The organism is Haemophilus parainfluenzae (assembly GCF_014931395.1).
Classification (GTDB): domain Bacteria; phylum Pseudomonadota; class Gammaproteobacteria; order Enterobacterales; family Pasteurellaceae; genus Haemophilus_D.
This window is the reverse complement of the sequence record NZ_CP063120.1, coordinates 2,061,439-2,086,430: the sequence shown is the minus strand read 5'-3', so window position 1 is coordinate 2,086,430 and position 24,992 is coordinate 2,061,439. Positions and strand designations below refer to the sequence as shown.

The 24,992-nt window shown below is 39.7% G+C and carries 25 protein-coding genes and 1 riboswitch; of the genes, 19 read left to right on the top strand and 6 right to left on the bottom strand.

Features of this window, described 5'->3' with window-relative positions; all coding sequences use genetic code 11:
• Positions 1–6: 6 nt before the first annotated feature.
• The 7 genes from INP94_RS10320 to bioB all read left to right on the top strand — a co-directional run bounded on the left by INP94_RS10320 (position 7) and on the right by bioB (position 6,244).
• Positions 7–456 (top strand): TPM domain-containing protein, encoded by a 450-nt coding sequence (locus INP94_RS10320; protein ID WP_197543573.1) that lies wholly within the window; start codon positions 7–9, stop codon positions 454–456.
• Positions 449–1,249: a TPM domain-containing protein gene (locus INP94_RS10315; protein ID WP_070868112.1), complete on the top strand. Its 801-nt coding sequence runs from the start codon at positions 449–451 to the stop codon at positions 1,247–1,249. Before INP94_RS10320 ends, INP94_RS10315 begins: the two co-directional genes overlap by 8 nt.
• A 75-nt stretch (positions 1,250–1,324) precedes the next feature.
• Positions 1,325–1,651, top strand: a complete 327-nt coding sequence (gene grxD / locus INP94_RS10310) for a Grx4 family monothiol glutaredoxin (RefSeq protein ID WP_005699458.1) — start codon at positions 1,325–1,327, stop codon at positions 1,649–1,651.
• A gap of 144 nt (positions 1,652–1,795) precedes the next feature.
• Positions 1,796–1,888: riboswitch (TPP riboswitch) on the top strand.
• 35 nt (positions 1,889–1,923) lie between these two features.
• The gene (gene thiB / locus INP94_RS10305) at positions 1,924–2,922 is read left to right on the top strand and encodes a thiamine ABC transporter substrate binding subunit (RefSeq protein ID WP_197543572.1); all 999 of its coding nucleotides are present in this window, start codon (positions 1,924–1,926) and stop codon (positions 2,920–2,922) included.
• A gap of 5 nt (positions 2,923–2,927) precedes the next feature.
• Complete coding sequence (gene thiP / locus INP94_RS10300; protein ID WP_197543571.1) at positions 2,928–4,532, top strand: thiamine/thiamine pyrophosphate ABC transporter permease ThiP; 1,605 nt, start codon at positions 2,928–2,930, stop codon at positions 4,530–4,532.
• The gene (thiQ, locus tag INP94_RS10295) at positions 4,525–5,154 is read left to right on the top strand and encodes a thiamine ABC transporter ATP-binding protein (RefSeq protein ID WP_197543570.1); all 630 of its coding nucleotides are present in this window, start codon (positions 4,525–4,527) and stop codon (positions 5,152–5,154) included. The genes thiP and thiQ overlap by 8 nt, the downstream gene beginning before the upstream one ends.
• 73 nt (positions 5,155–5,227) lie before the next feature.
• On the top strand, positions 5,228–6,244 hold the full coding sequence (bioB, locus tag INP94_RS10290) for a biotin synthase BioB (protein ID WP_197543569.1): 1,017 nt from the start codon (positions 5,228–5,230) through the stop codon (positions 6,242–6,244).
• A gap of 44 nt (positions 6,245–6,288) precedes the next feature.
• On the opposite strand, the gene suhB is transcribed toward bioB, so the two are convergent.
• The gene (gene suhB / locus INP94_RS10285; protein WP_197543568.1) at positions 6,289–7,089 is read right to left on the bottom strand and encodes an inositol-1-monophosphatase; all 801 of its coding nucleotides are present in this window, start codon (positions 7,087–7,089) and stop codon (positions 6,289–6,291) included.
• A 199-nt stretch (positions 7,090–7,288) separates the two neighbouring features.
• On the opposite strand from suhB, the gene INP94_RS10280 reads away from it, so the two are divergent.
• From INP94_RS10280 to yfbR, 9 genes are all read left to right on the top strand, one after another.
• Positions 7,289–7,807 carry a prepilin-type N-terminal cleavage/methylation domain-containing protein gene (locus INP94_RS10280; RefSeq protein ID WP_197543567.1) on the top strand — a complete coding sequence of 173 codons (519 nt, stop codon included), beginning with the start codon at positions 7,289–7,291 and terminating at the stop codon, positions 7,805–7,807.
• On the top strand, positions 7,804–8,520 hold the full coding sequence (locus INP94_RS10275; RefSeq protein WP_197544304.1) for a PulJ/GspJ family protein: 717 nt from the start codon (positions 7,804–7,806) through the stop codon (positions 8,518–8,520). The genes INP94_RS10280 and INP94_RS10275 overlap by 4 nt, the downstream gene beginning before the upstream one ends.
• On the top strand, positions 8,517–9,203 hold the full coding sequence (locus INP94_RS10270) for a DUF2572 family protein (protein WP_197543566.1): 687 nt from the start codon (positions 8,517–8,519) through the stop codon (positions 9,201–9,203). The genes INP94_RS10275 and INP94_RS10270 overlap by 4 nt, the downstream gene beginning before the upstream one ends.
• Positions 9,196–9,483 carry a DUF5374 domain-containing protein gene (locus INP94_RS10265; RefSeq protein WP_197543565.1) on the top strand — a complete coding sequence of 96 codons (288 nt, stop codon included), beginning with the start codon at positions 9,196–9,198 and terminating at the stop codon, positions 9,481–9,483. The genes INP94_RS10270 and INP94_RS10265 overlap by 8 nt, the downstream gene beginning before the upstream one ends.
• Before the next feature lie 37 nt (positions 9,484–9,520).
• Complete coding sequence (gene recC / locus INP94_RS10260; protein ID WP_197543564.1) at positions 9,521–12,880, top strand: exodeoxyribonuclease V subunit gamma; 3,360 nt, start codon at positions 9,521–9,523, stop codon at positions 12,878–12,880.
• A gap of 77 nt (positions 12,881–12,957) precedes the next feature.
• Positions 12,958–13,407, top strand: a complete 450-nt coding sequence (gene nrdR / locus INP94_RS10255; protein WP_005695670.1) for a transcriptional regulator NrdR — start codon at positions 12,958–12,960, stop codon at positions 13,405–13,407.
• A 1-nt stretch (position 13,408) separates the two neighbouring features.
• The gene (gene ribD, locus INP94_RS10250; RefSeq protein ID WP_197543563.1) at positions 13,409–14,539 is read left to right on the top strand and encodes a bifunctional diaminohydroxyphosphoribosylaminopyrimidine deaminase/5-amino-6-(5-phosphoribosylamino)uracil reductase RibD; all 1,131 of its coding nucleotides are present in this window, start codon (positions 13,409–13,411) and stop codon (positions 14,537–14,539) included.
• Positions 14,540–14,542: 3 nt separating this feature from the next.
• Positions 14,543–15,565 (top strand): outer membrane-stress sensor serine endopeptidase DegS, encoded by a 1,023-nt coding sequence (gene degS / locus INP94_RS10245; protein WP_197543562.1) that lies wholly within the window; start codon positions 14,543–14,545, stop codon positions 15,563–15,565.
• A 9-nt stretch (positions 15,566–15,574) separates the two neighbouring features.
• Positions 15,575–16,168, top strand: a complete 594-nt coding sequence (yfbR, locus tag INP94_RS10240) for a 5'-deoxynucleotidase (RefSeq protein ID WP_197543561.1) — start codon at positions 15,575–15,577, stop codon at positions 16,166–16,168.
• Between the two features lie 52 nt (positions 16,169–16,220).
• Here the strand turns inward: yfbR and modE are convergent, their stop codons facing one another.
• Positions 16,221–16,988 (bottom strand): molybdenum-dependent transcriptional regulator ModE, encoded by a 768-nt coding sequence (modE, locus tag INP94_RS10235; RefSeq protein ID WP_197544303.1) that lies wholly within the window; start codon positions 16,986–16,988, stop codon positions 16,221–16,223.
• Between the two features lie 134 nt (positions 16,989–17,122).
• On the opposite strand from modE, the gene modA reads away from it, so the two are divergent.
• The 3 genes from modA to modC all read left to right on the top strand — a co-directional run bounded on the left by modA (position 17,123) and on the right by modC (position 19,740).
• On the top strand, positions 17,123–17,887 hold the full coding sequence (modA, locus tag INP94_RS10230) for a molybdate ABC transporter substrate-binding protein (protein WP_197544302.1): 765 nt from the start codon (positions 17,123–17,125) through the stop codon (positions 17,885–17,887).
• Between the two features lie 121 nt (positions 17,888–18,008).
• Positions 18,009–18,698: a molybdate ABC transporter permease subunit gene (gene modB / locus INP94_RS10225; RefSeq protein ID WP_070775575.1), complete on the top strand. Its 690-nt coding sequence runs from the start codon at positions 18,009–18,011 to the stop codon at positions 18,696–18,698.
• A complete protein-coding gene (gene modC / locus INP94_RS10220) occupies positions 18,685–19,740 on the top strand; it encodes a molybdenum ABC transporter ATP-binding protein ModC (protein WP_049366088.1) in 1,056 nt (351 codons plus the stop codon). The genes modB and modC overlap by 14 nt, the downstream gene beginning before the upstream one ends.
• A 59-nt stretch (positions 19,741–19,799) precedes the next feature.
• Here modC and dnaJ read toward each other — a convergent pair whose 3' ends face one another.
• From dnaJ to dnaK, 4 genes are all read right to left on the bottom strand, one after another.
• Positions 19,800–20,936, bottom strand: a complete 1,137-nt coding sequence (dnaJ, locus tag INP94_RS10215; protein ID WP_014065657.1) for a molecular chaperone DnaJ — start codon at positions 20,934–20,936, stop codon at positions 19,800–19,802.
• Positions 20,937–21,187: 251 nt separating this feature from the next.
• A complete protein-coding gene (locus tag INP94_RS10210) occupies positions 21,188–22,456 on the bottom strand; it encodes an O-acetylhomoserine aminocarboxypropyltransferase/cysteine synthase family protein (protein ID WP_178165374.1) in 1,269 nt (422 codons plus the stop codon).
• A gap of 73 nt (positions 22,457–22,529) precedes the next feature.
• The gene (locus INP94_RS10205; RefSeq protein ID WP_178165372.1) at positions 22,530–22,928 is read right to left on the bottom strand and encodes a GyrI-like domain-containing protein; all 399 of its coding nucleotides are present in this window, start codon (positions 22,926–22,928) and stop codon (positions 22,530–22,532) included.
• Positions 22,929–23,048: 120 nt separating this feature from the next.
• Positions 23,049–24,950 carry a molecular chaperone DnaK gene (gene dnaK, locus INP94_RS10200; protein ID WP_197543560.1) on the bottom strand — a complete coding sequence of 634 codons (1,902 nt, stop codon included), beginning with the start codon at positions 24,948–24,950 and terminating at the stop codon, positions 23,049–23,051.
• Positions 24,951–24,992 lie beyond the last annotated feature (42 nt).

Sequence of the window (24,992 nt, the reverse complement as noted above, 5' to 3'; positions counted from 1 at the left end):
TTATCTATGCCATTCTTTTCCAGAATTCCGGTAGATAAAAAGCAAATCGAGGCGGCGATTAGTCGCCTCGAAAGCTTAAGTTCGGCTGAGTTACGTGTTTATATTGAACGCAAAGTACCAAAGGCTTCTGCACAACTGTCTGCAATGGAACGTGCTTTAGAAGTGTTTGATGAACTGGAAATGCATAAAACAGCGGCACAAAATGCCGTGTTGATTTATGTGGGATATAAAAATCATCTCTGTGCAATCGTAGGTGATAAAGGCATTCATCAATTTGTTGATGTGGCTTATTGGCAGTTACAATGTGATTTAATGATTGAGCAGTTTAAACAAAAAGCTTATACACAAGGCATTGTGGATGCGATTGATCGTATCAGTGATATTTTATCTCGCCATTTTCCCATTCAGCCTGATGATGCGAATGAATTATCTAATGAGGTAATTATTAATGGCTAAGCTTTTATCTTTTATGAAAAGTGCGGTTATTTTTAGCCTTGTTTTTTTTGCTCAAGTGGTTGCTGCGGCAGAGTTTCCGCCTGCACCAAATCCTTTCCATTACATTAACGATTACACTAATACGCTTTCTACAGAACATAAGCAAATTTTAGAAAATAAATTGATTGCTTATAGTAAAGAAACGAGTTCACAAATCGCTGTCGTTTTAGTTCCGACAACCGGTGAATATGAAATTGCTGATTATACCTTTGCTTTAGGTGATAAATGGGGCATTGGACGAAAAAATCTGAACAATGGCGTGTTGATGCTGATTGCGAAGGATGATCGTAAAGTCTTTATCGCAACAGGGCAAGGTTTAGAAGGTGTATTACCGGATGCTTTTTTATCGCAAGTCATCCGTTCAGCCATTTTGCCACAATTTAAACAAGGCCAATATGCGCAAGGTATTAATGACGGCTTAAACCAAATTATTGCGGCAAGTAAAGGCGAGTTTGATGCAGCACAAGTTGAAGAAGATGCGTTCGATAAGTATATCCCATTCTTAATGGTATTGGCGTTTATTGCCATTGTATTATTTGGTGAATTCCAATATCACAAAGATGAAGTCTATATTAGCCCGAATCAACGCGACCAACTGAATAAAATCATTCGTCAAAGTACGATTTCTCGTCGTCGTGGTGGTGGTTCCGGTTTCGGTGGCGGATTTGGAGGTGGCTTCGGCGGAGGCGGTTCTTCCGGTGGTGGCTTTGGTGGCGGCGGCTTCGGTGGCGGTGGAGCAGGTGGAAGTTGGTAAGACCAAGTCTTTCACTCAGGTTCTATCTTATGCTAGAATAGCGCCCTATTCAGACTTATTTGAACAAGGAACATTATGGAAACGTTAGACAAAATCAAAAAACAAATCGCTGAAAATCCAATTTTAATTTACATGAAAGGTTCACCAAAATTACCTTCTTGTGGTTTCTCTGCGCGTGCATCTGAAGCATTAATGAATTGCAAAGTGCCTTTCGGCTATGTTGATATTCTTCAACACCCAGATATTCGTGCTGAATTGCCGGCTTATGCAAACTGGCCAACTTTCCCACAATTATGGGTAGAAGGTGAGTTAATTGGTGGTTGTGATATTATTTTAGAAATGTATCAAGCTGGCGAACTTCAAACTTTATTAAGCGAAGTAGCGGCTAAACATCAAGCTTAATTGGCGTTAGATTACCAAGATAAACCTGCTTTTTAGCAGGTTTTCTTTTGCTCAAAAAATGATAAACCAGATATAAAAGTGTGATCAGATTAACATTTTTAAATGAAATAACTTGTTGATTAAATTTCCTTAAGATAGACTACGTCGCGTTAGTCGGGGTGCCTATATTAATGGCTGAGAAATACCCGTGAACCTGAAACAGATAATGCTGGCGTAGGAAACTAATCATCTCATTATGCTGTTTCGTTATGCAAAAATAAGGAGAACGCATAATGAACAAAACGCTTTCCATTTTAACCGCACTTTTTACCGCTTCCGCTTTCGCACAAGCAGCTCCTCAAACATTAGATGTTTATACTTATGATTCATTTAGTGCTGATTGGAGCGCTGGACCAAAAGTTAAAGCAGCTTTTGAACAACAATTCCCGCAATGTAAGCTGAATTATGTGGCTTTTGATAATAATGGCACCTTGTTTAACCGTGTCCGTCTAGAAGGTAAAAAAATTAAGGCGGATGTAGTGCTCGGTTTAGATAGTTATCAAATTGAGGATGCACAAAAACTCAATATTTTTGAGCCAAATAAAGTGGATTTAAGCCAGTTACGTTTACCAATTAAATGGGAAAATCACACGTTCTTACCATTCGATTATGCACAATATGCGTTTATTTATGATAAGAATAAACTGACTAATCCACCAAAGAGCTTAAAAGAATTAGTTGAGCGTCAAGATCTTAAAGTGTTATATCAAGATCCGCGTACAAGCAGTATTGGACGTGGTTTATTACTTTGGATGAATGTAGTTTATCCAGAAGCAGATGTCGCAAATGCCTGGAAGACCCTTTCTAAACATACGGTCACGGTCACCAAAGGTTGGACTGAGTCTTATGGGGCCTTCTTAAAAGGCGAAGGTGATCTGGTTTTAAGCGTCAATACTTCACCGATTTACCATATTCTTTCTGAACAAAAAGACAATTATGTGGCAACGGAATTTGCAGAGGGGAGCGTATTACAAGTTGAAGTCACGGCAAAAGTCGCTAACCGCAATAATGCCTGTGCTGATGAATTTTTAGGATTCTTACTTTCACCGCAAGCTCAAGCGGATATTGCTAAAAATAATGTGATGTTACCCGTGGTAGAGACCAATATCGAAAGTCATATTGATGAGCTTAATTCTCGCGCAAAATCAATGCGTATTTTAGATACCACAACGGTAACAAGTGAGCAGCTGAAAGGCTGGATCAATCAATGGCAAAAAGCCTTATCTAAATAGTATTAATGCGCTTATTGCAACATCCGCATTTTCGTCCTCGCCATTATTTGGGCGGAAGTGCGGTCATTTTTTTCATTGTTTTACTCTATGGTTTTTCCCTTTCTGCGGTTTTTTCAGTAGGAAGTGATTATGCCTTATCTGATTTCTTAAAAGACGATTATTTGCATCAAGTCATCGCCTTTAGCTTCGGGCAGGCATTCTTGTCAGCCTTGCTTTCTAGCATAATTGGTACTTTATTTGCACGCGCTTTTTTCTATTTAGATTTCAAAGGCAAATCGCTCATTTTACGCATTTTTTCACTTACCTTTGTCTTGCCTGCATTACTGGCTATTTTCGGTCTAATTGGTATTTATGGCACTGCCGGTTGGCTAACACAACTGCTGCAAACCCTAGGTATTTCATGGAAACCCTCCATTTATGGTTTAAGCGGCATTCTCATTGCCCATTTATTTTTTAATATTCCCTTAGCAGCCCGAATGAGTTTACAGGCTTTGCAAAGTGTACCGACCGAACAGCACCAACTTGCGGCACAATTGAATATCAAAGGTTTCACATTTTTCCGTTTAATTGAATGGCCTTATTTGAAAAGCCAAATCGTGTCAGCCTTTGTATTGATTTTTATGCTGTGCTTCACCAGTTTTACGATTGTCTTGGCACTGGGTGGCGGGCCACAAAACAGCACATTAGAAGTTGCCATTTACCAAGCCATTTTCTTTGAATTTGATTTACCCAAAGCCGCACTTTTTGCGCTTGTACAATTTGCGTTTTGTTTTGCGTTATTTTCACTTTCACAATATTGGGCAACAGCACCCGAAACCCAGATTTCACAGCGTTATCGCTGGGTTTTGCCTTCTTCAAGTGCGGTCAAATTTGGACATGTTTTTGTTTTATTCTCGGTGTGCTTATTTATTTTAAGTCCCTTATTCAATATTGTTTTTCAAGGTTTATCTGCAACTCAATTATTTGGCTATTGGCAAAATCCACAATTATGGAAAGCACTCGCTTATTCATTAACCATGGCTCCGACAGCCGGGATTTTATCGGTCTTATCTGGATTTTTCTTATTATTGCTTTCAAGACAGCTGCAATGGTTATATCACCCCAAATTAGCCCACTTAATTTTAACGGGGGGCATGATGATTTTAGCCATTCCGACGATTGTCTTAGCAGTTGGCTTATTCCTTTGGTTGCAAGATATTGATTTTTCAGCAGGGCATTTGTTTGTTGTGGTATCTGTTTGTAACGCCTTGGCTGCCTTGCCATTTGTCATCAAAATTCTTAATACGCCAATGAATCAATCGATGCAATATTATGAAAAACTTTGTTTATCGCTGAATATTACAGGTTGGCAGCGTTTTCGTTTAATTGAATATCCGCTGCTAAAAGCCCCATTGAAATATGCCTTGGCGCTTGCAACGACCTTATCACTCGGCGATTTTACAGCGATAGCCTTATTTGGTAGCCCTGACTTCACTTCGTTGCCTCATTTGCTTTATCAACAAATCGGGCAATATCGAAGCCAAGAAGCGGCATTGACGGCATTGATTTTATGGGGCTTATGTTTAGGCTTATTTATGTTTATTGAAGGGCAGAAGGAACAACATGATTAAATTAGATAATGTAGTCTTCAATTATCAATCCATGCCGATGGTGTTTGATTTACAGATTCAAGCGCAAGAAAAAGTTGCCATCATTGGGGAAAGTGGTGCAGGAAAAAGTACCTTGCTGAATTTAATTGCCGGATTTGAATATGCTGATAGTGGCGAGATTTGGCTTAATGATGAAAATCATACCAAAACGGCACCTTTTGAACGCCCCGTTTCCATGCTATTTCAGGAAAACAATCTCTTTACTCATCTTTCCGTAGAAGAGAATATCGCCTTAGGTTTAAAACCGAATTTAGCCTTAAATGCAGAAGAAAAAGCACTTGTAGAACAAGCTGCAAGTGCGGTCAATTTACAGGATTTTTTAACGAGAAAACCGACCGCACTTTCAGGTGGACAAAAACAGCGAGTGGCGTTGGCACGCTGTTTGCTACGAGATAAACCCATTTTATTATTGGATGAGCCTTTTTCAGCGCTTGATCCTAAACTACGCATTGAAATGCAGGATTTAATGGATCAATTATGTGAAGAAAAAAAACTTACCATGTTACTGGTAACGCATCAACCTAAAGAAATTGAACGGCATATTGATCGAGTGATCGAAATTCATCAAGGAAAAGTGATCTGATCTCTTTTTATCTTATTGCAGAGTAATATGCTCAACTTAATAAAAGCAACGTTGCTTAAACGAGGAAAATATAATGACAACCACAAATGTAGTACAGCTTTCATCCGTTACACCTCATCCTTCAGCAGAATATTGGTCTGTTTGTAAAGTGGAAGCGTTATTTGAGACACCTTTTTTAGAATTAATCTATCGTGCGGCTCAAGTGCATCGAGAGCATTTCAATCCAGGCGCGATACAGTTATCGACGTTGATGTCGATTAAAACGGGTGGTTGTCCAGAGGATTGTGGCTATTGTCCTCAATCAGCGCGTTATCAAACAGGTGTACAAAATCAGCAGATCTTGGATATTGATGAAATTGTCGAAAAAGCCAAAATTGCGAAAGCACGTGGTGCAGGACGTTTTTGTATGGGCGCAGCATGGCGTGGTCCTAAGCCTAAAGATATGGAAAAAGTGACGGCGATTATTCGTGCGGTAAAAGATATTGGCTTAGAAACTTGCGGTACCTTTGGGTTGTTGCAAGATGGTATGGCGGAAGAGTTAAAAGATGCAGGATTGGATTATTACAACCACAATCTAGATACCGCGCCAGAGAATTATCACAATGTCATTGGCACACGCCGTTTTGATGATCGTTTAAGTACACTAGGAAAAGTGCGTCATGCTGGTTTGAAAGTTTGCTGTGGCGGTATTGTGGGCATGAATGAAACCCGTAAAGAGCGAGCAGGCCTAATCGCAAGTTTGGCAAATCTTGATCCTCAGCCGGAGTCAGTGCCGATTAACCAATTAGTGAAAGTGGAAGGCACGCCAATGGCTGATGCAGCTGATTTAGATTGGACAGAGTTTGTTCGCACCATTGCTGTAGCGCGTATTACCATGCCAAAAAGTTATGTTCGCCTTTCTGCTGGTCGTCAAGGCATGAGTGAAGAAATGCAAGCCATGTGCTTTATGGCTGGCGCGAATTCCATTTTCTATGGGGATAAATTATTAGTAACAGGTAACCCAGAAGAAGATGGCGATCAACTTCTTATGGCAAAATTGGATCTGGAGCCGGAAACGGAAGAAAACAGAAAGCCACTCGAAAGAAATTAGTCATAAAAAAGTGCGGTGAAATCCACCGCACTTTTTATTGAGGCTTACTTCACTTGTTCGGTTAAGCAAGGCTGAATTTTATTTAGCATTTCTTTTAAAATACGTGCTGGTGCAGCCAGGATATTGCCTGAGCGTAAATAGCCGTGACCCGCATTGAAATCACACACTAAACCGCCGGCCTCACGCACGATTAAATCACCTGCTGCGCAATCCCAAGGTTTTAAGCCCATTTCGAAATAACCGTCAACGCGACCAGAAGCCACATAGCAAAGGTCTAATGCGGCAGAACCTGTACGACGGAAATCAGCTGCTTCATCAATTAAGTTATTCATAATGGCAAATTGAGTTGGCATCAAACTTGGTTGTTTGAATGGGAAACCGGTGGCTAAAATTGCCCCGTTAAGTTCATTTTGGCTATCTACACGTAAACGCACTTCATTTAATTTTGCGCCTTCACCACGCACAGCAGTGAATAATTCATTACGAATAGGATCGTAAACCACACCCACTTCGGTACGGTTTTTTACACGGATAGCAATAGAAACGGAGAAATGTGGCAAACCTTTTACGAAGTTGGTTGTGCCATCTAGTGGATCAATTACCCATTGAATATCACTGTCTTTGCCTTCTAATGCACCACGTTCTTCACTGATAATTGTGTGATCAGGATAAGATTTTTGAATGATTTCAATGATCTCTGCTTCAGCGGCTTTATCGACGCTGGTCACATAATCATTAATACCTTTTTTACTTGTTTGGATGTCATCACGGCGTTCATAGTTTTTAGCAATCACGTTGCCCGCTCTTCGTGCCGCACGAATAGCGATATTTAACATTGGATTCATATTTCCACCAGATTTTAAAGAACAGATAATAGGTCGCCTATTATAAGGGAGTTTTAGTAAATAGCCAGTTGAAAATGTTTAATTCACGGTTTTTCCCGTTTTTTAAAGCAAATTTGCGATCAGTATCGCAAAAATAAAGTAGTAAATTTGGCTTTCTTCTGAAGGACTTTTAAAGTGCGGTCAAAAAAGAAGGCATTTTATGTATAAAGGGATAACCTTATTAGAAACCTTGATTGCATTATTTATTTTAAGCGTAACGTTGGCGTTTGCATTGCCTAAATGGCAGAAAAACGATCCCAAATATTTTCTCGAAAAAGAGCAACAACGGCTTTATTTTTTCTTACGTAATATCCAAGCGAGGGCAGAAAACTCATCGGCAATTTGGTTTATTTTAGCCAATCAAGATAGGGCGAATCAACGTTGGTGTATCACCGCTCAAGTAAAAAGCGATCATTTTTGTGATTGTTTTCATCCCCAGGATTGTCCTAAAAACCTTTATGCACATTTTTACTATCCTTATTTTGAAGGAAAAACGATGCTTATAGGCCCTAAATTATATCCGTCAGAAGTGGCGGTGAAATTTAATGGAGCAAGAAATACCATGGAAACGAATTGTTTTATGTTACAGGCTGAAGAGCATCGTACATTGTTCTCTTTTTTCAATGTAGGCAGTATTAAATTAAAGTCTGATCAAGCGGCGAGTGCATGTACAAGATGAAACCATTAAAAGGCGAAACATTGGTGAGTTTGTTGATTTCACTTGGCTTATCCGCTTTATTATTGCTATTGGTTGCACAATTTTATGCCCAAACTCAACAGCAGAATCAGCGTTTAATGTTACAACTCAAACTACAAACGGAATTACAACGTACAATTCAACTCATCGGGAAAGATTTGCGTCGCGTAGGCTTTCGGAGCGCAAACCAAAAACTCATCGAGGATAATCTGGCTTTATTTGAATTGGATGAAAAGGGCACTGCAATAACCATTGCTCAAGCTGATAATGCCCCGTCAAATAGTTGTGTTTTGTTTTTTTATGATTTGAATAGCAATGGTTGTATTGGTGAAAAATACACAAAAAATACCTGCGTAAATGGCGTTAAAAATGTGGCGAAAAATATCGAAAAAGAGCTATTTGGTTACAAACTTAACGGCAAAATGATCGAAACCAAACAAACCTACAAAAATGCAGTAAATACAGATTGTCGCTCAGCAGAGTGTCAGCGAGCCTTAGCGCAATCTACTTGTAACGCTGGTGGTGGATGGACTGATTTATTGGATGAAAAAGAGTTTGAGATTTCTCAATTACGTTTTGATTGGTTAAAGGCAGGGAAAGGGATTGAAATTAAACTCACTGGGCATCTTGCCGCATATAAGCATATTCAATATGAAACTTCGCTTGTAGTGCCTTTATTAAATCAAGAAGAATGATCATGAAAAAAGGGATTGTGACACTGACGGCACTGATTTTACTTTCAGGCTTATTGGCGCTGATCTTATTATTTGATGAACAGATCTTTGCATTTTTTCGAGCTCAAATGAGTCAGCGAAAATATTATGTAGAACAAGGCCTGGCGTTACAGAAAATCAGTCAGCAGCAACAAAAACATATTTGCCAAAACTTGCCTTTAAATGGTGCTGAAAAAGTGAAACAAGTCTTTTTCGAGTCTAATGGGGCAGAGGATAAAGTAGCCTATTCTGTTTGGTGTAAACGAGCAGAGTTATTTAAGAAATCGCCCACAAAAGGCATTAATGAAAATATGCTGCAAGATTTTATTTCCAGCGAAAAACAAGCTGATTTTCAACCGCACTTTGTGAAAGTAGATACTACTTTAACTGCTCAAAAAACACTACAAGTGTATTGGATAACGCAAAACCAATTAGAGGTTAAAGGGAATGTGAGTGGCATTTTGTTAGCAGAAGGGGATTTAACTTTAACCGGCAAAGGGCGAATAAGTGGTGCAGTGATTACAGGTGGTTCGCTTAAGTTAGAGGAGGGCGTGACGGTGGCTTACGGTAAAGCCGTGGTAACAAAACTCGTACAAGAATATAGCCAATGGCGTTTGGTGGATAAAAGTTGGAGTGACTTAAGTGCGCAAGATCAACATGAATAAAGGTATGTCGTTAATGTCACTTTTATTAGCCTTATCAATTTTCAGCGGGTTATTTTTGATCTTTAACCGATGGACGACCGAGCAACGGAAAAGTGCGGTCAAAATTTTTCAAGAATTTCAGGCGATTCAAATTGCTGAGAATCAGGTTCAACGCCAGTTTCTAGGCTTGTCTTGTGAAAATAGCGTACAACAAAATGGCATTCAATTTGCAATTCAATGCAGCCATCATCAAGTGAATATACGCTATCCTCAAGGTGAATTTTTATTGAAAACCGAGTAAAATAACGCATTGTTTTTGCTTTCAAAAGGGCGTTACTTTGTTCGTTACTTATTATTCAAACCAACCAGAAATTCAAAAGGATATTTTAGTTTCGCTGTTAGAAAATCTACCTCAGCATGATCCATTTCAATCTGACATTGTGTTGGTGCAAAGTCCGGGTATGGCACAATGGTTGCAAATGGAAATTGCTAAAAAACGCGGCGTTGCAGCGAATTTCCAATTCCCCATGCCTTCCAGTTTTATTTGGAAAATTTACGCCGATAATTTACCCAATGTTTCCACGCAAAACCCTTTTGAAAAAGATTCAACGTTATGGCGATTAATGCGATTAATCCCCACCTTTTTACAGCAAAAAGAATTTGAACCGTTAAAAAAATATTTAGCGTCCTCACCGGCATCAGAACAGCAAAAACTTTATCAATTAAGCCTAAAAGTTGCCGATTTATTTGACCAATATCTCGTCTATCGTCCCGAATGGATTACCGCATGGGAAGAAAATAACGATGAAAAGATCTTGGCTCAAATTAATCAGCAAAAGCAGGGGCTTTCGGCGTTAAATCCTACCTTTCTTTCTCAAATTAAAGGCAATATTCACTGGCAGGGAATTTTATGGCGAGCCTTGGTGGATGATGTCCAACGTGATTTCGGTGGAAAAGCAAAACATCGTGCTGCACTCAATCAACAATTTTTAGCATTATGTCGTGATCCCAATGCGACACTCAACTTGCCGGAACGTATTTTTATTTTTGGTATTCCAGCATTGCCAATAGTTTATCTCAATATTTTCCAAGGTATTTCAGCTAAAACAGACGTGCATTTATTCTTTAATAACCCATGCCAAGAATATTGGGGAGATTTGCGAGATCTGAGTAAATCTTATTTATTAGAAAGACAGCGTTTCGTGCAAGCCAGTGATGATGTGAAGCCTTTAATTTCAGTCGAGCAAGTGTCATGGGAACCTGTCGACCTTGATTACACCAATCAACAAGAAGAATTGTTCAGCGGAAATCCGCTTTTAGCCTCTTGGGGAAAAATGGGACGGGATTTTCTCTATCAATTAGTGCGTGATGAAGAAAATATTCAAGCTATTTCCCGTGATTATTATGCCGAACTTCCCGAAAAAACGTTGTTAGGGCAGATCCAAAATCAAATTTTGACGTTAAGCCATGGTGCATTAAATGTCGCGAAAAATGACCGCTCTTTGGTGATGAAATCTTGTCATAGCGCGATGCGCGAAGTTGAAGTGCTACATGATTATTTGTTGGATTTATTCAATCAGAATCAGCATAAACCAAAAGAAGAACAGATTACACCAAAAGATGTGGTGGTCATGGTGGCCGATGTTAATCAATACACGCCTTATATTCAGGCTGTCTTTGGGGCGAATAGTGCGGACGCACCTGTTATTCCGTTCTCAATTTCTGACAGTAAATTGTCTGAAAGTGATGTGATCGTGTCGAGCTATCTTTCCCTGTTAAATTTAAAAGAAAGTCAGTTTGGCGCGGAAGAGGTGTTGGCTTTATTGGATATCCCCGCTATCCGTGAACGTTTTAATATTGCCCTTGCCGATCTCGAACAAATTCGTGAATGGGTGAAAGAGTCGGGTATCCGCTTTGGTTTGGAAAAACGGCAGAATACACTGAATTTTAATGCGTGGCAGGCGGGACTTGAACGTATGACTTTAGGCTATGCGATGCGTGAAGAGCAAGGCGTTTGGCAAGACAGTCTAGGGCTTGATAGTAGCTATGGATTGAAAGGGCAGTTAGTCGGTGCGGTGAATCAATTTTTTACGGCCTTAAATAAATGGCATCAAGATTTGCAAAAGGCACACAATATTGAAAAATGGCGTGAAAAATTGACCGCACTTTTGACGGATTTCTTTGTGCAAAATGAAGAAACGGCGGATACTTTATTTTATATTCAAGATTGTATCAATGCCTTTGCCGATGATTTGCAGGCCGTCAATTTTGAAGAAACCTTGCAAGCGGATGTGATTGCGGAAGTGATGTCTGCGCGTTTAGAAGAAACACCAAATAGCCTTCGCTTCTTAGCGGGGAAAGTGAATTTCTGTACACTTTTACCAATGCGCTCCATTCCTTTCAAAGTGGTGTGTTTGCTCGGAATGAATGAAGCGGATTACCCACGTAGTCATACGCCAAATAGTTTTGACTTGATGCAATATCATCATCAAAAAGGCGATCGTGTTCGTCGAGATGATGATCGTTACTTATTCCTTGAAGCCTTACTGGCTGCAAGAACTCATTTTTATGTCAGTTATGTGGGCTCTTCAATTATTGATAATCAACCTAAAGAGCCTTCAGTATTGGTGAGCCAATTGGTTGATTATATTAATCATTATTCAGACGATGGCTTGAGGATTGAACAACATCCAATGACGGTATTTAGCCCAAGCAATTTCCAACATGAAGGGAAAATTAACCGCTCTTTTGCGAAAAAATGGTTGCCGATTGCTCAATTCCAAGAACGAAAATGTCATGAATTTGTTGTGCCGATGAGCGAAAATCAAGAGCCAATAACAGAAATTGAGCTCGATCGTTTTGTGAGTTTTGTTGAAAATCCAGTGAAATTCTTTTTTGAAAAGCAGCTTGGTGTGTATTTCCGAGATGAAGACGATCGCATTGAAGAAAGTGAAAACTTCACGTTAAATGGTTTGGATCGTTATCGCATTAATAATGAGTTATTGCATTTAGAGGAAGCGCAATTTAACGATTATTTTGCGAAACAGCGAGTGAAAGGCATCATGCCACGCGGCGAGTTTGCGGAAGTCTGCGCGCAATCCATTCGTGCTGATGTATTGGCTTTTAAAGAGAAAATTAAGGATTATTCTTCACCACACAGTGAGAGTGTCGATTTTATGGTGGAAACGGCACAAGGCAATATTCGCTTATTTGGCTATATGGAGCCATTATTTGGTGATGAAAATCAGATAATCGAATGGCGATTTGCAAAATATAAAGATCGTTATCGCATTCGTCCATGGCTTTATTATCTCATTCAACTAGCGACAAAAGAGAACGCTCAGCCACCACGCATTATCGCTAAAGATAAGGATTTAACATTAAAAACAATAGAAAAATCAACCGCACTTGAGAAACTGAAAATGTATGTCGAGGCTTATTTACAAAGCCAGCAACAAATTCAGCTCATTCCAACGGAAAATATAGCGAAGTTTATTGAAAAAGATGAAAGTGCGGTCAATTTTGACAATGTTTTAACGAATATCGAATCTCTTGCGAAAGACGATAACTATAGTTATAGAAAAGCCGATCCTTATTGGGCGAGGGTATTGGGTCAAACAGAACAATTTAAATCGCAGGAAGGTATTTCGCAGTTGGTGAAACAAACCACATCTTGGTTTGGAGAAATGTTGTCTTAACGCAGATCTTCAGATCGAAAAGATCTTGGATTTTTGATAAGATGTTGCCTTAAGAATAATTTTGAAAAGGATCTAAAATGCGTTGTCCGTTTTGTTCAACCGAAGAAACTAAGGTGATTGACAGCCGTTTGGTTTCTGATGGGTATCAAGTACGTCGTCGTCGGGAATGCGGGAATTGTCATGAACGCTTTACCACCTTTGAAACGGCCGAATTAGTGGTGCCAAAAATTATTAAAAATGACGGGTCACGCGAGCCGTTTAACGAAGATAAATTGCGTAGCGGTATTCAACATGCGTTAGAAAAACGCCCTGTAAGTTCGGATGATGTGGAAAAAGCTATCAGCCATATTATTATCCAATTACGTGCGACAGGTGAGCGCGAAGTGCCAAGTCATCTCGTGGGTAAATTAGCCATGAATGAGCTGAAAGAATTAGATAAAGTGGCGTATATCCGTTTTGCATCCGTTTACCTGAGCTTTGATAATATCAATGAATTTACTAAAGAAATTGAAAGCTTAAAGGATTAATATGAGTGACACCTTTTCCCCTGATGATGTGAAATTTATGCAACTAGCTCTTGAGCTTGCGGCTAAAGGGCAGTACACCACCGCGCCGAATCCATCGGTGGGATGTGTGTTAGTTAAAAACGGTGAAATTGTCGGGAAAGGGTTTCATTTTAAGACTGGTCAGCCTCATGCAGAACGTGTAGCGTTGGCAGATGCCGGTGAGAAAGCGAAAGGCGCAACCGCGTATGTGACACTTGAACCTTGTTCTCATTATGGCCGAACACCACCTTGTGCATTAGGTTTAATTGAAGCGGGAGTCAGTCGAGTTGTAGCGGCTATGGCGGATCCTAATCCTCAAGTGGCAGGCAGGGGCTTAAAAATGTTAGCCGATGCAGGCATACCAAGTGCGGTCAATTTATTGAATGAACAAGCGGAAGCCTTAAATAAAGGTTTTCTCAAACGTATGCGAACCGGTAAGCCTTATGTGCAGCTGAAATTAGCCATGAGTTTAGATGGTCGAACAGCCATGGCAAGCGGTGAAAGTAAGTGGATTACAGGTGAAGAAGCCCGTGCAGATGTACAAAAAATGCGAGCCAAAGCGACCGCACTTTTATCCACAAGTGCCACCGTGTTAGCCGATGATCCAAGCTTGAATGTGCGTTGGAATCAATTCCCCGATGATTTAAAAGCGGAATATGCCGAAGAAACCGTGCGTCAGCCTATTCGTATAATTTTAGATTCTAAAAATCGAGTTCAGCCAAGCCATCAATTATTCCGTACCCATTCGCCAGTTTGGCTTGTGGGTTCAATTCCACGAGATATGTCTGTATTCCCTGATTTCTGTGAGCAAATTTTACTGCCAGAAAACTATGAGTTTGATCTATTGATGACAGAATTAGGCAAGCGACAAGTGAATTCTGTTTGGGTTGAAGCCGGCGCCAATTTAGCGGGTAGCTTGATTGAACAACATGCTGTAGATGAATTAATCATTTATGTCGCTCCGAAACTCTTGGGAGATAACGCTCGTGGATTATGCCAACTTCCGCATTTGGAAAAACTTGCTGATGCCCCATTGTGGCAACTGCAAGAATGTGAAAGAATTGGGGGTGATTTAAAGCTCAGTTATTTACCTAACTTATTAATAAAAGAATAAAAAATGTTTAAAAAACTTTTCCACTCCGCCCTTTGGGGGCTTGCTGCGGCAGGTGTTATTTTATTTGCCGTTCCTAAGCTCAATAACAGCAGCCTTTTCTCTGCTGATGATATTGTTTCGTTTAATCGTGCCGTGAGAATTGCTTCTCCTGCTGTGGTGAATGTGTACAACCGATCTTTTTCTTCTGCCAGCATTAATGATAGCGATCAATTACAGGTAAATAACTTGGGTTCTGGCGTGATTATGACCAAAGACGGTTATATTCTTACCAATAAACACGTTATTCAAAATGCCGATCAAATTGTGGTGGCACTGCAAAACGGTAATATTTATGAAGCGAATTTAATCGGTTCGGATAATTTGACAGATCTTGCGGTATTAAAAATCAAAGCAACCGATCTTTCCACGATTCCACAAAATAAAGAGCGCCAAGTACGTGTTGGTGATATTGCTCTGGCTATTGGTAACCCGTATAACCTCGGTCAAAGTGTATCCCAAGGGATTATCAGTGCGGTAGGACGTAGTGCTGTAGGGGATTCTTTAGGTCGTCAAAACTTTATTCAAACTGATGCATCAATTAACCGTGGTAACTCTGGTGGCGCGTTGATTAACTCTGCGGGCGAATTAGTAGGTATCAGCACGTTAAGTATTGGTAAAACAGCGAATGAAATTGCAGAAGGCCTGAATTTTGCGATTCCAATCAGTATTGCAAACGATGTATTGTATAAAATTATTCGCGATGGTCGTGTGATTCGTGGTTATTTTGGTGTTCAAAGTGAAATTTCTTCTAACTCAAACGGTGGTATTGTCATTACCGGCGTGACAGCCAATAGTCCCGCAGCGAAAGCAGGTATTCAAGTGGGGGATGTGATTTTACGTTTAAATAAACAAGATAATCTGTCTATTCGTGAAATGATGCAGATTATCAGTGATACTAAACCGAATACAGAAGTTATTGTCACAATTTCTCGCTTAGGTAACGTCATCGATCTTCCCGTGATTATTGAAGAGCTACCATCTAACTAAGGATATTTTGTGGAAGTTAAAACGAGTCACTTTTTTGCCTGTTTAGATCGTCTTCGTTTAATTCAGCGTTGGTCATTGATGCGCAATATTGAAAAGGAAAACTTAGCAGAGCATAGTCTGCAAGTTGCTTTTGTGGCACAGGCTTTAGCCATTATTAAAAATCGCTTTTTTGGTGGTGAAGTCAATCCTGAACGTATTGCAGTGATGGCGATGTATCATGATACTTCTGAAATTTTTACCGGAGATTTACCGACGCCAATTAAATATTTTAATTCTGAAATTACACATGCTTATAAAGACATTGAGACAGCCGCAGAATTACATTTAATTAGTTTGCTTCCGACTGAATTGCAAGACAGTTTCGCGCCATATTTAGACAGTGAACAATTTAGCCCAGAAGAAAAGCATTTAGTAAAACAAGCGGATTTGATTTGTGCTTACATTAAAGCTCAATTTGAATTAGAGCATGGTAACCACGAATTTAAAACAGCCAAAAAACGTTTAGAAAATTTAATGGAACAATGGCATAGCCAAGAAATGGATTATTTTTTACAGGTCTTTTTGCCAAGTTTTGGGTGCTCGATTGATGAGATTGCGTTGTAAGCTAAAATAAAAAAGTGCGGTTAATTTTGACCGCACTTTGAGTTTATAAGGATTATTTCAATGTTGCCAAGATAATTTGTTCTGGCTCCACATGTAACCACACTTCTTGTCCCACTTTCCAGCCATCTTTACTATGAATACTCGCACAAAATTCAATTGAGCTGTCTTTTATTTGCAAAATCGCTTCTTCATTTTGCATAGAAAGAATGGTTGCTTGGAAAAGGTTGTTTTTTTCTTCTAATGGAGTAGCACTCACCTTCACCCAAGGCGCTTTAAACATCACCATCACTTCTTTTTCAGTAATGAGTTTTAGACGTTCAGCACTGCGTAGCGTGATCGAAACGTGTAATGGATGGGCTAAATCCTGAATATTGACCGCAACGATGCAGCGGGAATCCACAATATGTTGGCTTGCTACCTTACCGAAAAATTGATTGCGCGCGCTACTTTGTAAGGAGAATTTTGCTGTTGCTGAAAGCAAGCTGTTAAGTGGGATCGTCTCATCTTGCAGAATATGAAAGGCATGCTCTTGTGTTTGTTCGAGCAAATCATAAAGCTGCAGTAAACGCTCAGCATAAGTGGTTAATGATGTACCGCCACCATTTTTTCCACCGATATTACGTTCTAAAAGTGGTTTGGGGCTGATTTTATTCATCGCCTCAAGGTGATCCCACGCACTTTTATAGCTTACTTTGGCATTTTTGGCCGCTTGATTAATTGAGCCACATTCTTTAATTTCTTTTAAGAGGCGAACACGTTTTGGATCGATAAATAATTCTTGATGAAGTTTGATCGTCAGTAAAATTTCAGTTTGTTTCATCATCTCCTCCTAATACATAATTCTACTTATTTTACTTGATTTTTGTTTTTTTCTGTATGCTTATTTTAAAATTCAAGTTATAATTTTTACGCAGTATATTTTTTTACATATAGTTTCATTTATATAGGAGATAAATAATGAAATTAACTAAATTTGCAACCGCACTTTTAATTGCGGGCATGGGCGTATCTTTTGCTGCATCAGCAAAAGTGACAGTGTTTGCAGCAGCTTCAATGACTGATGCGTTACAACAAATTGCGGATCAATACCAAACTGAAAAGCCAAATAATACCGTCGTTTTCTCTTTTGCTTCTTCTTCAACCCTTGCCAAACAAGTTGAAGAAGGTGCACCTGCAGACTTATTTATTTCAGCTAGCAACAAATGGATGAAATATTTATCAGATAAAAATCTCACTGTAAAAGAAACTGAAAAAGTATTAGCGGGTAATGAATTAGTGTTAATTGCACCAGCCAAAAGTGCAGCTAATTCAGTGGATATTGCCAAAGGTGAATGGATTAAAGGCTTAAAAGACAACTATTTATCTGTGGGTGATCCTGCACATGTTCCGGCAGGACAATATGCTGAAGAGTCATTAACCAAATTAAATTTATGGGATCAAGTCAAAGATAAATTAGCGCGAGCGAAAGACGTACGTGGTGCGTTAGCCTTAGTTGAACGTGCTGAAGCGCCTTACGGTATTGTGTATAGCACCGATGCGAAAGTGAGTAAAGACGTGAAAGCAGTCGGCGTATTCCCGAAAGACAGCTATAAACCAGTTGAATATCCGGTTGCGATTTTAAAAGATCATGACAATGCGGATACCCGTGATTTCCTTAATTACTTAGAATCAAGTGCAGCGAAAAAAATATTTGTTGAATATGGTTTCTCTGTGAAATAATGAGCTCAGACTTTATAAAGAAAGGACAGGAAACTGTCCTTTTTATTATCTCTAAAGAAATTTCGTCATATCGATATATACACAAGGAAATATTTTGCTCTCTTGGTTTCAATTAAGCCCGATGGAATGGGATGCGATTCACTTAAGCATGAGTGTCGCATTGAGTTCTATGCTTTGGAGTTTGCCCTTAGCAATTTTTATTGCTTGGTTACTGGCTCGTAAAGAATTTTACGGTAAGTCTTTGATTACAGGAATTATCCATCTACCTTTGGTGTTACCGCCGGTGGTAATCGGCTATTTATTATTAGTTGCCATGGGGCGTAATGGCTTTATTGGCAAGTATTTATATCAATGGTTTGGCTTATCCTTCGGCTTTAGCTGGAAGGGGGCAGTATTAGCTTCAGCTGTGGTGGCATTTCCATTGGTTGTGCGGGCGATTCGTCTTTCCTTGGAAAGCATTGATTTTAAATTAGAGCAAGCCGCACAAACGCTTGGCGCTTCGCCTTGGCGAGTCTTTTTTACAATCACGCTACCTCTTTCTCTTCCAGGTGTACTGGCGGGTTTAGTATTAGGTTTTGCACGCTCTTTAGGGGAGTTTGGTGCAACCATTACCTTCGTATCTAATATTGCGGGGGAAACTCAAACCATTCCTTTGGCGATGTATTCATTTATCCAAACACCTGGCGCAGAAGCACAAACTGCACGACTTTGCTTGTTTGCAGTGATCCTTTCATTAATTTCCTTATTGCTTTCCGAAGCCTTAAGTAAACGGATGCAGAAAAAATTGGGGCAAGGCGATGCTACACATTAATGTACAACAACAATTAGGTCGCCTGACCTTACGTGCGGATCTGCAGTTGCCAACTCAAGGTGTGACAGCTATTTTTGGTTTGTCAGGTTCGGGTAAAACCTCATTGATTAATTTAGTGAGTGGTTTAACTCATCCTGATCAGGGATTTATTCGTTTAAATGACCGCACTTTGGTGGATGTGGAGAACGGTGAGAATCTCCCCGTGCATCAGCGCAAAATTGGCTATGTATTCCAAGATGCCCGTTTATTTCCGCATTACAATGTCAAAGGCAATTTACGTTATGGCATGAAGCATGTCAGCCGTGAAGATTTTGACTATATCGTTCAGCTCCTTGGTATCGAACCGTTACTCAAACGCTATCCGCTTACTTTATCAGGTGGCGAAAAACAACGTGTGGCGATTGGACGAGCCTTATTAACGGATCCTGATATTTTGTTAATGGATGAACCGCTTTCAGCTTTAGATGTGCCTCGTAAACGTGAGCTTATGCAATATTTAGAAAGTCTATCCAAAGAAATTAATGTGCCGATTTTATATGTGACGCACAGTTTGGACGAATTATTACGTTTGGCAGATCGCGTGGTGCTGATGGAAAATGGCAAAGTGAAAGCCTATGACACCTTAGAAAATGTGTGGAACAGTCCGTTATTTGCCCCTTGGAAAGGTGAATCGGAGCAGAGCAGTGTATTGGCGTTGCCAGTATATTTACATAATCCAACCTATAAAATGACCGCTCTTTCTTTGGGCGAACAACAGCTTTGGATTAATGAAGTACATCATCAAGCGAATGAAAAAGTACGCGTCTGTATTTATAGTTCCGATGTGTCACTCACCCTCAGCAAGCCAGAGCAAACGAGCATTCGTAATATCTTACGTGGGCAAATTGTACAAATTGTTCCGCAAGAGAATCGTATTGATATTGCGGTGTTGGTGGAAGGACATAAAGTTTGGGCAAGTATCAGTAAATGGGCATTTAACGAATTGCATTTTGCTCAAGGCATGGATGTTTATGTACAAATAAAAGCTATTTCAGTCGTATAAAGTAAAAGTGCGGTCAATTTCAAAATAGTTTTAAAATTGACCGCACTTTCTGTTTAGGCTTACTTACCTAAGTTATCAAAGAATTTCTTCACACCGTCTAAAAAGCTTGAAGATTTCGGGCTATGAGATTTTTGCCCTTTCAAACTTTCTTCCAGTTTTTCTAATAATTCTTTTTGTTCTTTATTTAAGTTTACCGGTGTTTCAATCACCACGCGGCAAATGAGATCGCCTGCGTAGCCGCTACGTGTAGAGCTCACCCCTTTACCACGCATACGGAACAGTTTGCCTGTTTGGGTTTCCGCAGGAATTTTGAGTTTCACTTTACCGTCTAAGGTTGGGACTTCAATTTCACCACCTAACGCAGCCATTGAGAAACTGATTGGCACTTCGCAGTAGAGGTTGTTTCCATCACGTTCGAAGATATGATGTTCTTTAACGTGAATCACCACATATAAATCGCCTGCTGGTGCACCATTTTCGCCAGCCGCACCTTCACCACTTAAACGTAATTGATTGCCGGTATCCACACCCGCTGGGATTTTAACGGAAAGGTTTTTCTTCTTGTGAACACGACCTTCGCCATGGCAGCTTTTACATGGTTTTTCAATTTTCTTACCAGAACCATGACAAGTAGGACAAACCGCTTCAGTTACGAAGAAACCTTGTTGACGACGAACACGACCAGAACCATGACAGCTTGGACATGTTTCAACTTTTGATCCTTTTTCTGCACCAGAGCCATCACAGCTATCACAGTGAGCAAGTGTATTGATTTGGATATCTTTGGTTGTACCTTTTACAGCTTCTTCTAACGTAATTTGGATGTCATAACGTAAATCTTCACCACGTACTACGCGCTGACGACCACGTCCGCCACCGCCGAAGATATCGCCGAACATATCACCAAAAATATCACCGAAATCAGCACCGCTGAATCCGCCACCGAAGCCGCCGCCTCCCATGCCGCCTTGTTCAAAGGCTGCGTGACCGTATTGATCGTAAGCCGCACGCTTCTCTTTATCACCTAAAATTTCATAGGCTTCTTGGATTTCTTTAAATTTTTCTTCTTTGGCTTTATCACCTTTGGTTCTATCAGGGTGATATTGCATGGCGAGTTTTTTGTAAGCACGTTTAATTGCTTTTTCATCTGCGCCACGTTCAACACCAAGAACGTCGTAATAATCTTTCTTTGCCATAATGTTTTCGTTTTCCGTTTAAAAATATAAATTTAAAAAATTTTATTTTGTTATTGTGTGGTACTGCATAACAACATACCTAACAATAAAAATGATGCCGAAGGCAGAAATATCAAGGGTAAATACGTTAATTTATACTTGTTTTTGTTTGCTTACTATTAAGATAAGTAAACAAATAAAAATAAGCGATAAGCTGAACGCTTTTATCTCTCGTTATTTAAAGTGGCAGGCATTTGCCTGCCTTATAACACTTATTTCGCTGCAGCGAATGCTTGCTCTAAGTCAGCTAAAATATCTTGAATATTTTCAATACCACAAGAAAGACGAATAAGTCCTGCAGAAATACCGGCTTTTTCTAACTCAGCTTCACTTAATTGGCGATGCGTTGAAGTTGCTGGATGTAACGCACAAGTACGAATATCAGCTACGTGTACTTCACGTGAAGTCATTTGTAACGCGTTTAACCATTTTGCCGCGGTTTCTTTGCCACCTTTAATCTCAAAGGAAATGACACCACATAAACCGTTAGGTAAATATTTTTGTTTGAGCGCGTAATCTGGTGAGCTTGGTAAGCCAGGATAATTCACTTTAGCGACTTGCGGATGTTTTTCTAAAAACTCGGCTACAGCCTGTGCATTTTCATAATGACGTTGCATACGAAGCGCAAGGGTTTCCATACCTACATTCAATAAGAAACTATTTTGTGGCGCTGGGGTTGCGCCTAAATCACGCATTAATTGCACGCGTGCTTTGACAATATAAGCCGCAGGGCCAAAGGTTTCGGTATAAACCAAACCATGATAAGTTTGGTCAGGTGTGCTTAGTTGCGGATATTTACCGTTATTCCAATTAAAGTTACCACCGTCTGTAATTGCACCACCAAGGGCAATAGCATGACCATCTAAGTATTTAGATGTACTGTGAATGACCACATTTGCGCCAAATTCGATTGGGCGACAAAAATAGGGCGTTGCAAAGGTGTTATCAACTAATAATGGTGCCTCCGCAGCTTTTGCTAAGGCAGCAAATTTTTCAATATCCAACACGCGTAAAGCGGGGTTCGCAATGGTTTCAGCAAAGACAGCTTTTGTATTTGGACGGATTGCTTTTTTGAGCTCTTCAAGTGGTAAATCTTGATCTACAAAAGTCACTTCGATACCCATTTTTTTGAATGTATGGGCAAATAAATTGTAAGTACCGCCATACACATAAGAAGATGAAATGAAATGATCGCCGGCTTCTAAAATATTCAACATCGCATAGAAAACCGCAGATTGACCTGAGGCAGTACACATTGTTGCGACGCCACCTTCAAGTGCGGTAATTTTTTCTTCCGCTGCATTAGTTGTAGGGTTTGCTAGGCGAGTATAAAAATAGCCAGCAGCTTGTAAATCAAATAACTTGCCAATTTCTTCTGCAGAATCGTAGGTATAAGTCGTGCTTTGTACGATAGGTTGAACACGTGGCTCACCATTTTTAGGGTTATAGCCAGCATGGAGGCATTTCGTTTCGAATTTCATTGTTTTTTCCTTTGCTGTGTTTGTTTTGGGGTAAAGTGCGGTCGTTTTTTATAAAGTTTTACGCGCTTTGAGCTTAGCAATGTGGTACAACGGCGATATAAATTTCTACCAAACCATCAGGATGGTATTTTTCAAAATCCACCGAATAAGCCCGCTTAAGTAAACCTTGTTGTTCTTTTCTCCAGATTAGTTGCCATGTTTGATAAATTTCATCTATTTTGCAACGAAAAACTTCGTAGAAACTCAAATCTTCAATTTCAATCACCGGAATATCTGTCTCTAATATTACTTCACTTGCAATCGCAAAATCATAGTCTGCTAGGTGATTCGTAGCATAATTAAAATAGATGCCATAACAACAGTGACCTTGTGGTAGTTTATCAAGATTGTTTTGCCAAAGGGTTGAGATTATCTCATTTGCTATGTTGTTATCTAAGCGTTGTTGTACGATTGGGTAGAGTTTTAACGCCATTTATCCTCCGGGTTTACTTTTCCTGACTTCACTTTTTTAAATAAAGTCAGGAAAAACGGCATTTAATGAATATGCCAAAAGGGCGTATTGCTACGCCCTTTAATTTTGGTTCAAGTGAAATTATTTGTTATCTTTCACTTCTTCAAACTCTGCATCAACAACATCATCATTTGGTTTGCTGTTGCTTTGAGCTTGTTGTGTATCACCTTGTGGTTGAGCCGCTTGAGCAAGTTTTTGAGCAACTTCTGCAAGCGCTTGAAGTTTAGCTTCGATTACTGCTTTATCTTCGCCTTTCGCTGCAGTTTCTAAATCGCTTAATGCGCTTTCAATTGCTGCACGATCTTCAGCTGGAACTTTATCACCCGCTTCTTCTAATTGTTTACGTGTAGCGTGTACAAGATGATCTGCTTGGTTGCGAGCTTGTACTAATTCTTCAAATTTACGGTCAGCTTCAGCGTTTGCTTCTGCATCACGAACCATTTGTTGAATTTCTTCATCACTTAAACCAGAAGAGGCTTTGATGGTGATTTGTTGTTCTTTACCCGTACCTTTATCTTTCGCAGAAACGTGGATAATACCGTCAGCGTCGATGTCGAAGGTTACTTCAATTTGTGGCATACCGCGTGGAGCAGGGTTGATGCCTTCAAGGTTGAATTGACCTAAAGATTTATTCGCTGATGCTTGTTTACGTTCACCTTGTAACACGTGAATGGTTACTGCACTTTGGTTATCTTCTGCTGTTGAGAAAACTTGTGATTTCTTAGTTGGAATCGTCGTGTTTTTCTCAATTAAGGTAGTCATCACACCACCCATGGTTTCGATACCTAAAGATAACGGCGTTACGTCTAACAATAATACATCAGTTACATCACCCGCTAATACACCACCTTGAACTGCTGCACCGATAGCAACGGCTTCATCCGGGTTCACATCTTTACGAGGTGCTTTACCGAAGAATTCTTCTACTTTTTGTTGTACTAATGGCATACGGGTTTGACCGCCCACTAAGATAACATCATCAATTTGTGATGCACTTAAGCCAGCATCGCTTAATGCCACTTTTACAGGTTCAAGTGATTTTGCCACTAAATCTTCTACTAAAGATTCTAATTTAGCACGAGTTAATTTAATGTTTAAGTGTTTAGGACCTGTAGCATCTGCAGTGATGTAAGGTAAGTTCACATCAGTTTGTTGTGCAGAAGAAAGTTCAATTTTCGCTTTTTCGCCAGCTTCTTTTAAACGTTGCATTGCAAGTGGATCATTACGTAAATCCACGCCTTGTTCTTTTTTGAATTCATCTACTAAGTAGTTGATTACACGGTTATCGAAGTCTTCACCACCTAAGTGAGTATCACCGTTGGTTGCTAATACTTCGAAGGTTTTTTCGCCACCTACTTCATCAATTTCGATGATAGATAAGTCGAATGTACCACCACCTAAGTCATAAACAGCGATAGTTTTGTTGCCTTGACCTTTATCTAAACCGTAAGCTAATGCTGCAGCTGTAGGTTCGTTGATAATACGTTTAACTTCTAAGCCTGCGATACGACCTGCATCTTTTGTTGCTTGACGTTGAGCGTCGTTAAAGTATGCTGGAACAGTGATTACTGCTTCAGTTACTGGCTCACCCAAGAAGTCTTCTGCAGTTTTCTTCATTTTTTTCAATACTTCTGCAGAAATTTGTGGTGGTGCAAGTTTGTCACCTTTTACATTTACCCATGCATCACCATTGTCTGCTTTGGTGATTTCAAATGGCATAATGTCGATATCACGTTTTACTTCAGCATCGTCAAAACGACGACCGATTAAACGTTTAATTGCAAATAATGTATTTTTCGGGTTGGTCACTGCTTGGCGTTTTGCCGGTTGACCCACTAAAATTTCGTTATCATTTGTATAAGCAATAATTGACGGAGTAGTGCGATCACCTTCTGCGTTTTCAATTACGCGTGGTTTATCACCATCCATTACTGCCACACAAGAGTTTGTTGTACCTAAGTCAATACCAATAATTTTTCCCATTTTGTTACTCCTAAGTAAATTTTAAATTCGTTGTAAATCATT

Coding starts and splice junctions, on each gene's coding strand:
- ribD (WP_197543563.1), top strand. CDS start 13,409: ATGAGTGACACCTTTTCCCCTGATGATGTGAAATTTATGCAACTAGCT.
- INP94_RS10270 (WP_197543566.1), top strand. CDS start 8,517: ATGATCATGAAAAAAGGGATTGTGACACTGACGGCACTGATTTTACTT.
- thiQ (WP_197543570.1), top strand. CDS start 4,525: ATGATTAAATTAGATAATGTAGTCTTCAATTATCAATCCATGCCGATG.
- INP94_RS10280 (WP_197543567.1), top strand. CDS start 7,289: ATGTATAAAGGGATAACCTTATTAGAAACCTTGATTGCATTATTTATT.
- thiB (WP_197543572.1), top strand. CDS start 1,924: ATGAACAAAACGCTTTCCATTTTAACCGCACTTTTTACCGCTTCCGCT.
- grxD (WP_005699458.1), top strand. CDS start 1,325: ATGGAAACGTTAGACAAAATCAAAAAACAAATCGCTGAAAATCCAATT.
- suhB (WP_197543568.1), bottom strand. CDS start 7,089: ATGAATCCAATGTTAAATATCGCTATTCGTGCGGCACGAAGAGCGGGC.
- modB (WP_070775575.1), top strand. CDS start 18,009: ATGGAATGGGATGCGATTCACTTAAGCATGAGTGTCGCATTGAGTTCT.
- INP94_RS10320 (WP_197543573.1), top strand. CDS start 7: ATGCCATTCTTTTCCAGAATTCCGGTAGATAAAAAGCAAATCGAGGCG.
- modC (WP_049366088.1), top strand. CDS start 18,685: ATGCTACACATTAATGTACAACAACAATTAGGTCGCCTGACCTTACGT.
- degS (WP_197543562.1), top strand. CDS start 14,543: ATGTTTAAAAAACTTTTCCACTCCGCCCTTTGGGGGCTTGCTGCGGCA.
- dnaJ (WP_014065657.1), bottom strand. CDS start 20,936: ATGGCAAAGAAAGATTATTACGACGTTCTTGGTGTTGAACGTGGCGCA.
- thiP (WP_197543571.1), top strand. CDS start 2,928: ATGCGCTTATTGCAACATCCGCATTTTCGTCCTCGCCATTATTTGGGC.
- INP94_RS10275 (WP_197544304.1), top strand. CDS start 7,804: ATGAAACCATTAAAAGGCGAAACATTGGTGAGTTTGTTGATTTCACTT.
- dnaK (WP_197543560.1), bottom strand. CDS start 24,950: ATGGGAAAAATTATTGGTATTGACTTAGGTACAACAAACTCTTGTGTG.
- INP94_RS10205 (WP_178165372.1), bottom strand. CDS start 22,928: ATGGCGTTAAAACTCTACCCAATCGTACAACAACGCTTAGATAACAAC.
- INP94_RS10265 (WP_197543565.1), top strand. CDS start 9,196: ATGAATAAAGGTATGTCGTTAATGTCACTTTTATTAGCCTTATCAATT.
- modE (WP_197544303.1), bottom strand. CDS start 16,988: ATGAAACAAACTGAAATTTTACTGACGATCAAACTTCATCAAGAATTA.
- INP94_RS10315 (WP_070868112.1), top strand. CDS start 449: ATGGCTAAGCTTTTATCTTTTATGAAAAGTGCGGTTATTTTTAGCCTT.
- nrdR (WP_005695670.1), top strand. CDS start 12,958: ATGCGTTGTCCGTTTTGTTCAACCGAAGAAACTAAGGTGATTGACAGC.
- bioB (WP_197543569.1), top strand. CDS start 5,228: ATGACAACCACAAATGTAGTACAGCTTTCATCCGTTACACCTCATCCT.
- INP94_RS10210 (WP_178165374.1), bottom strand. CDS start 22,456: ATGAAATTCGAAACGAAATGCCTCCATGCTGGCTATAACCCTAAAAAT.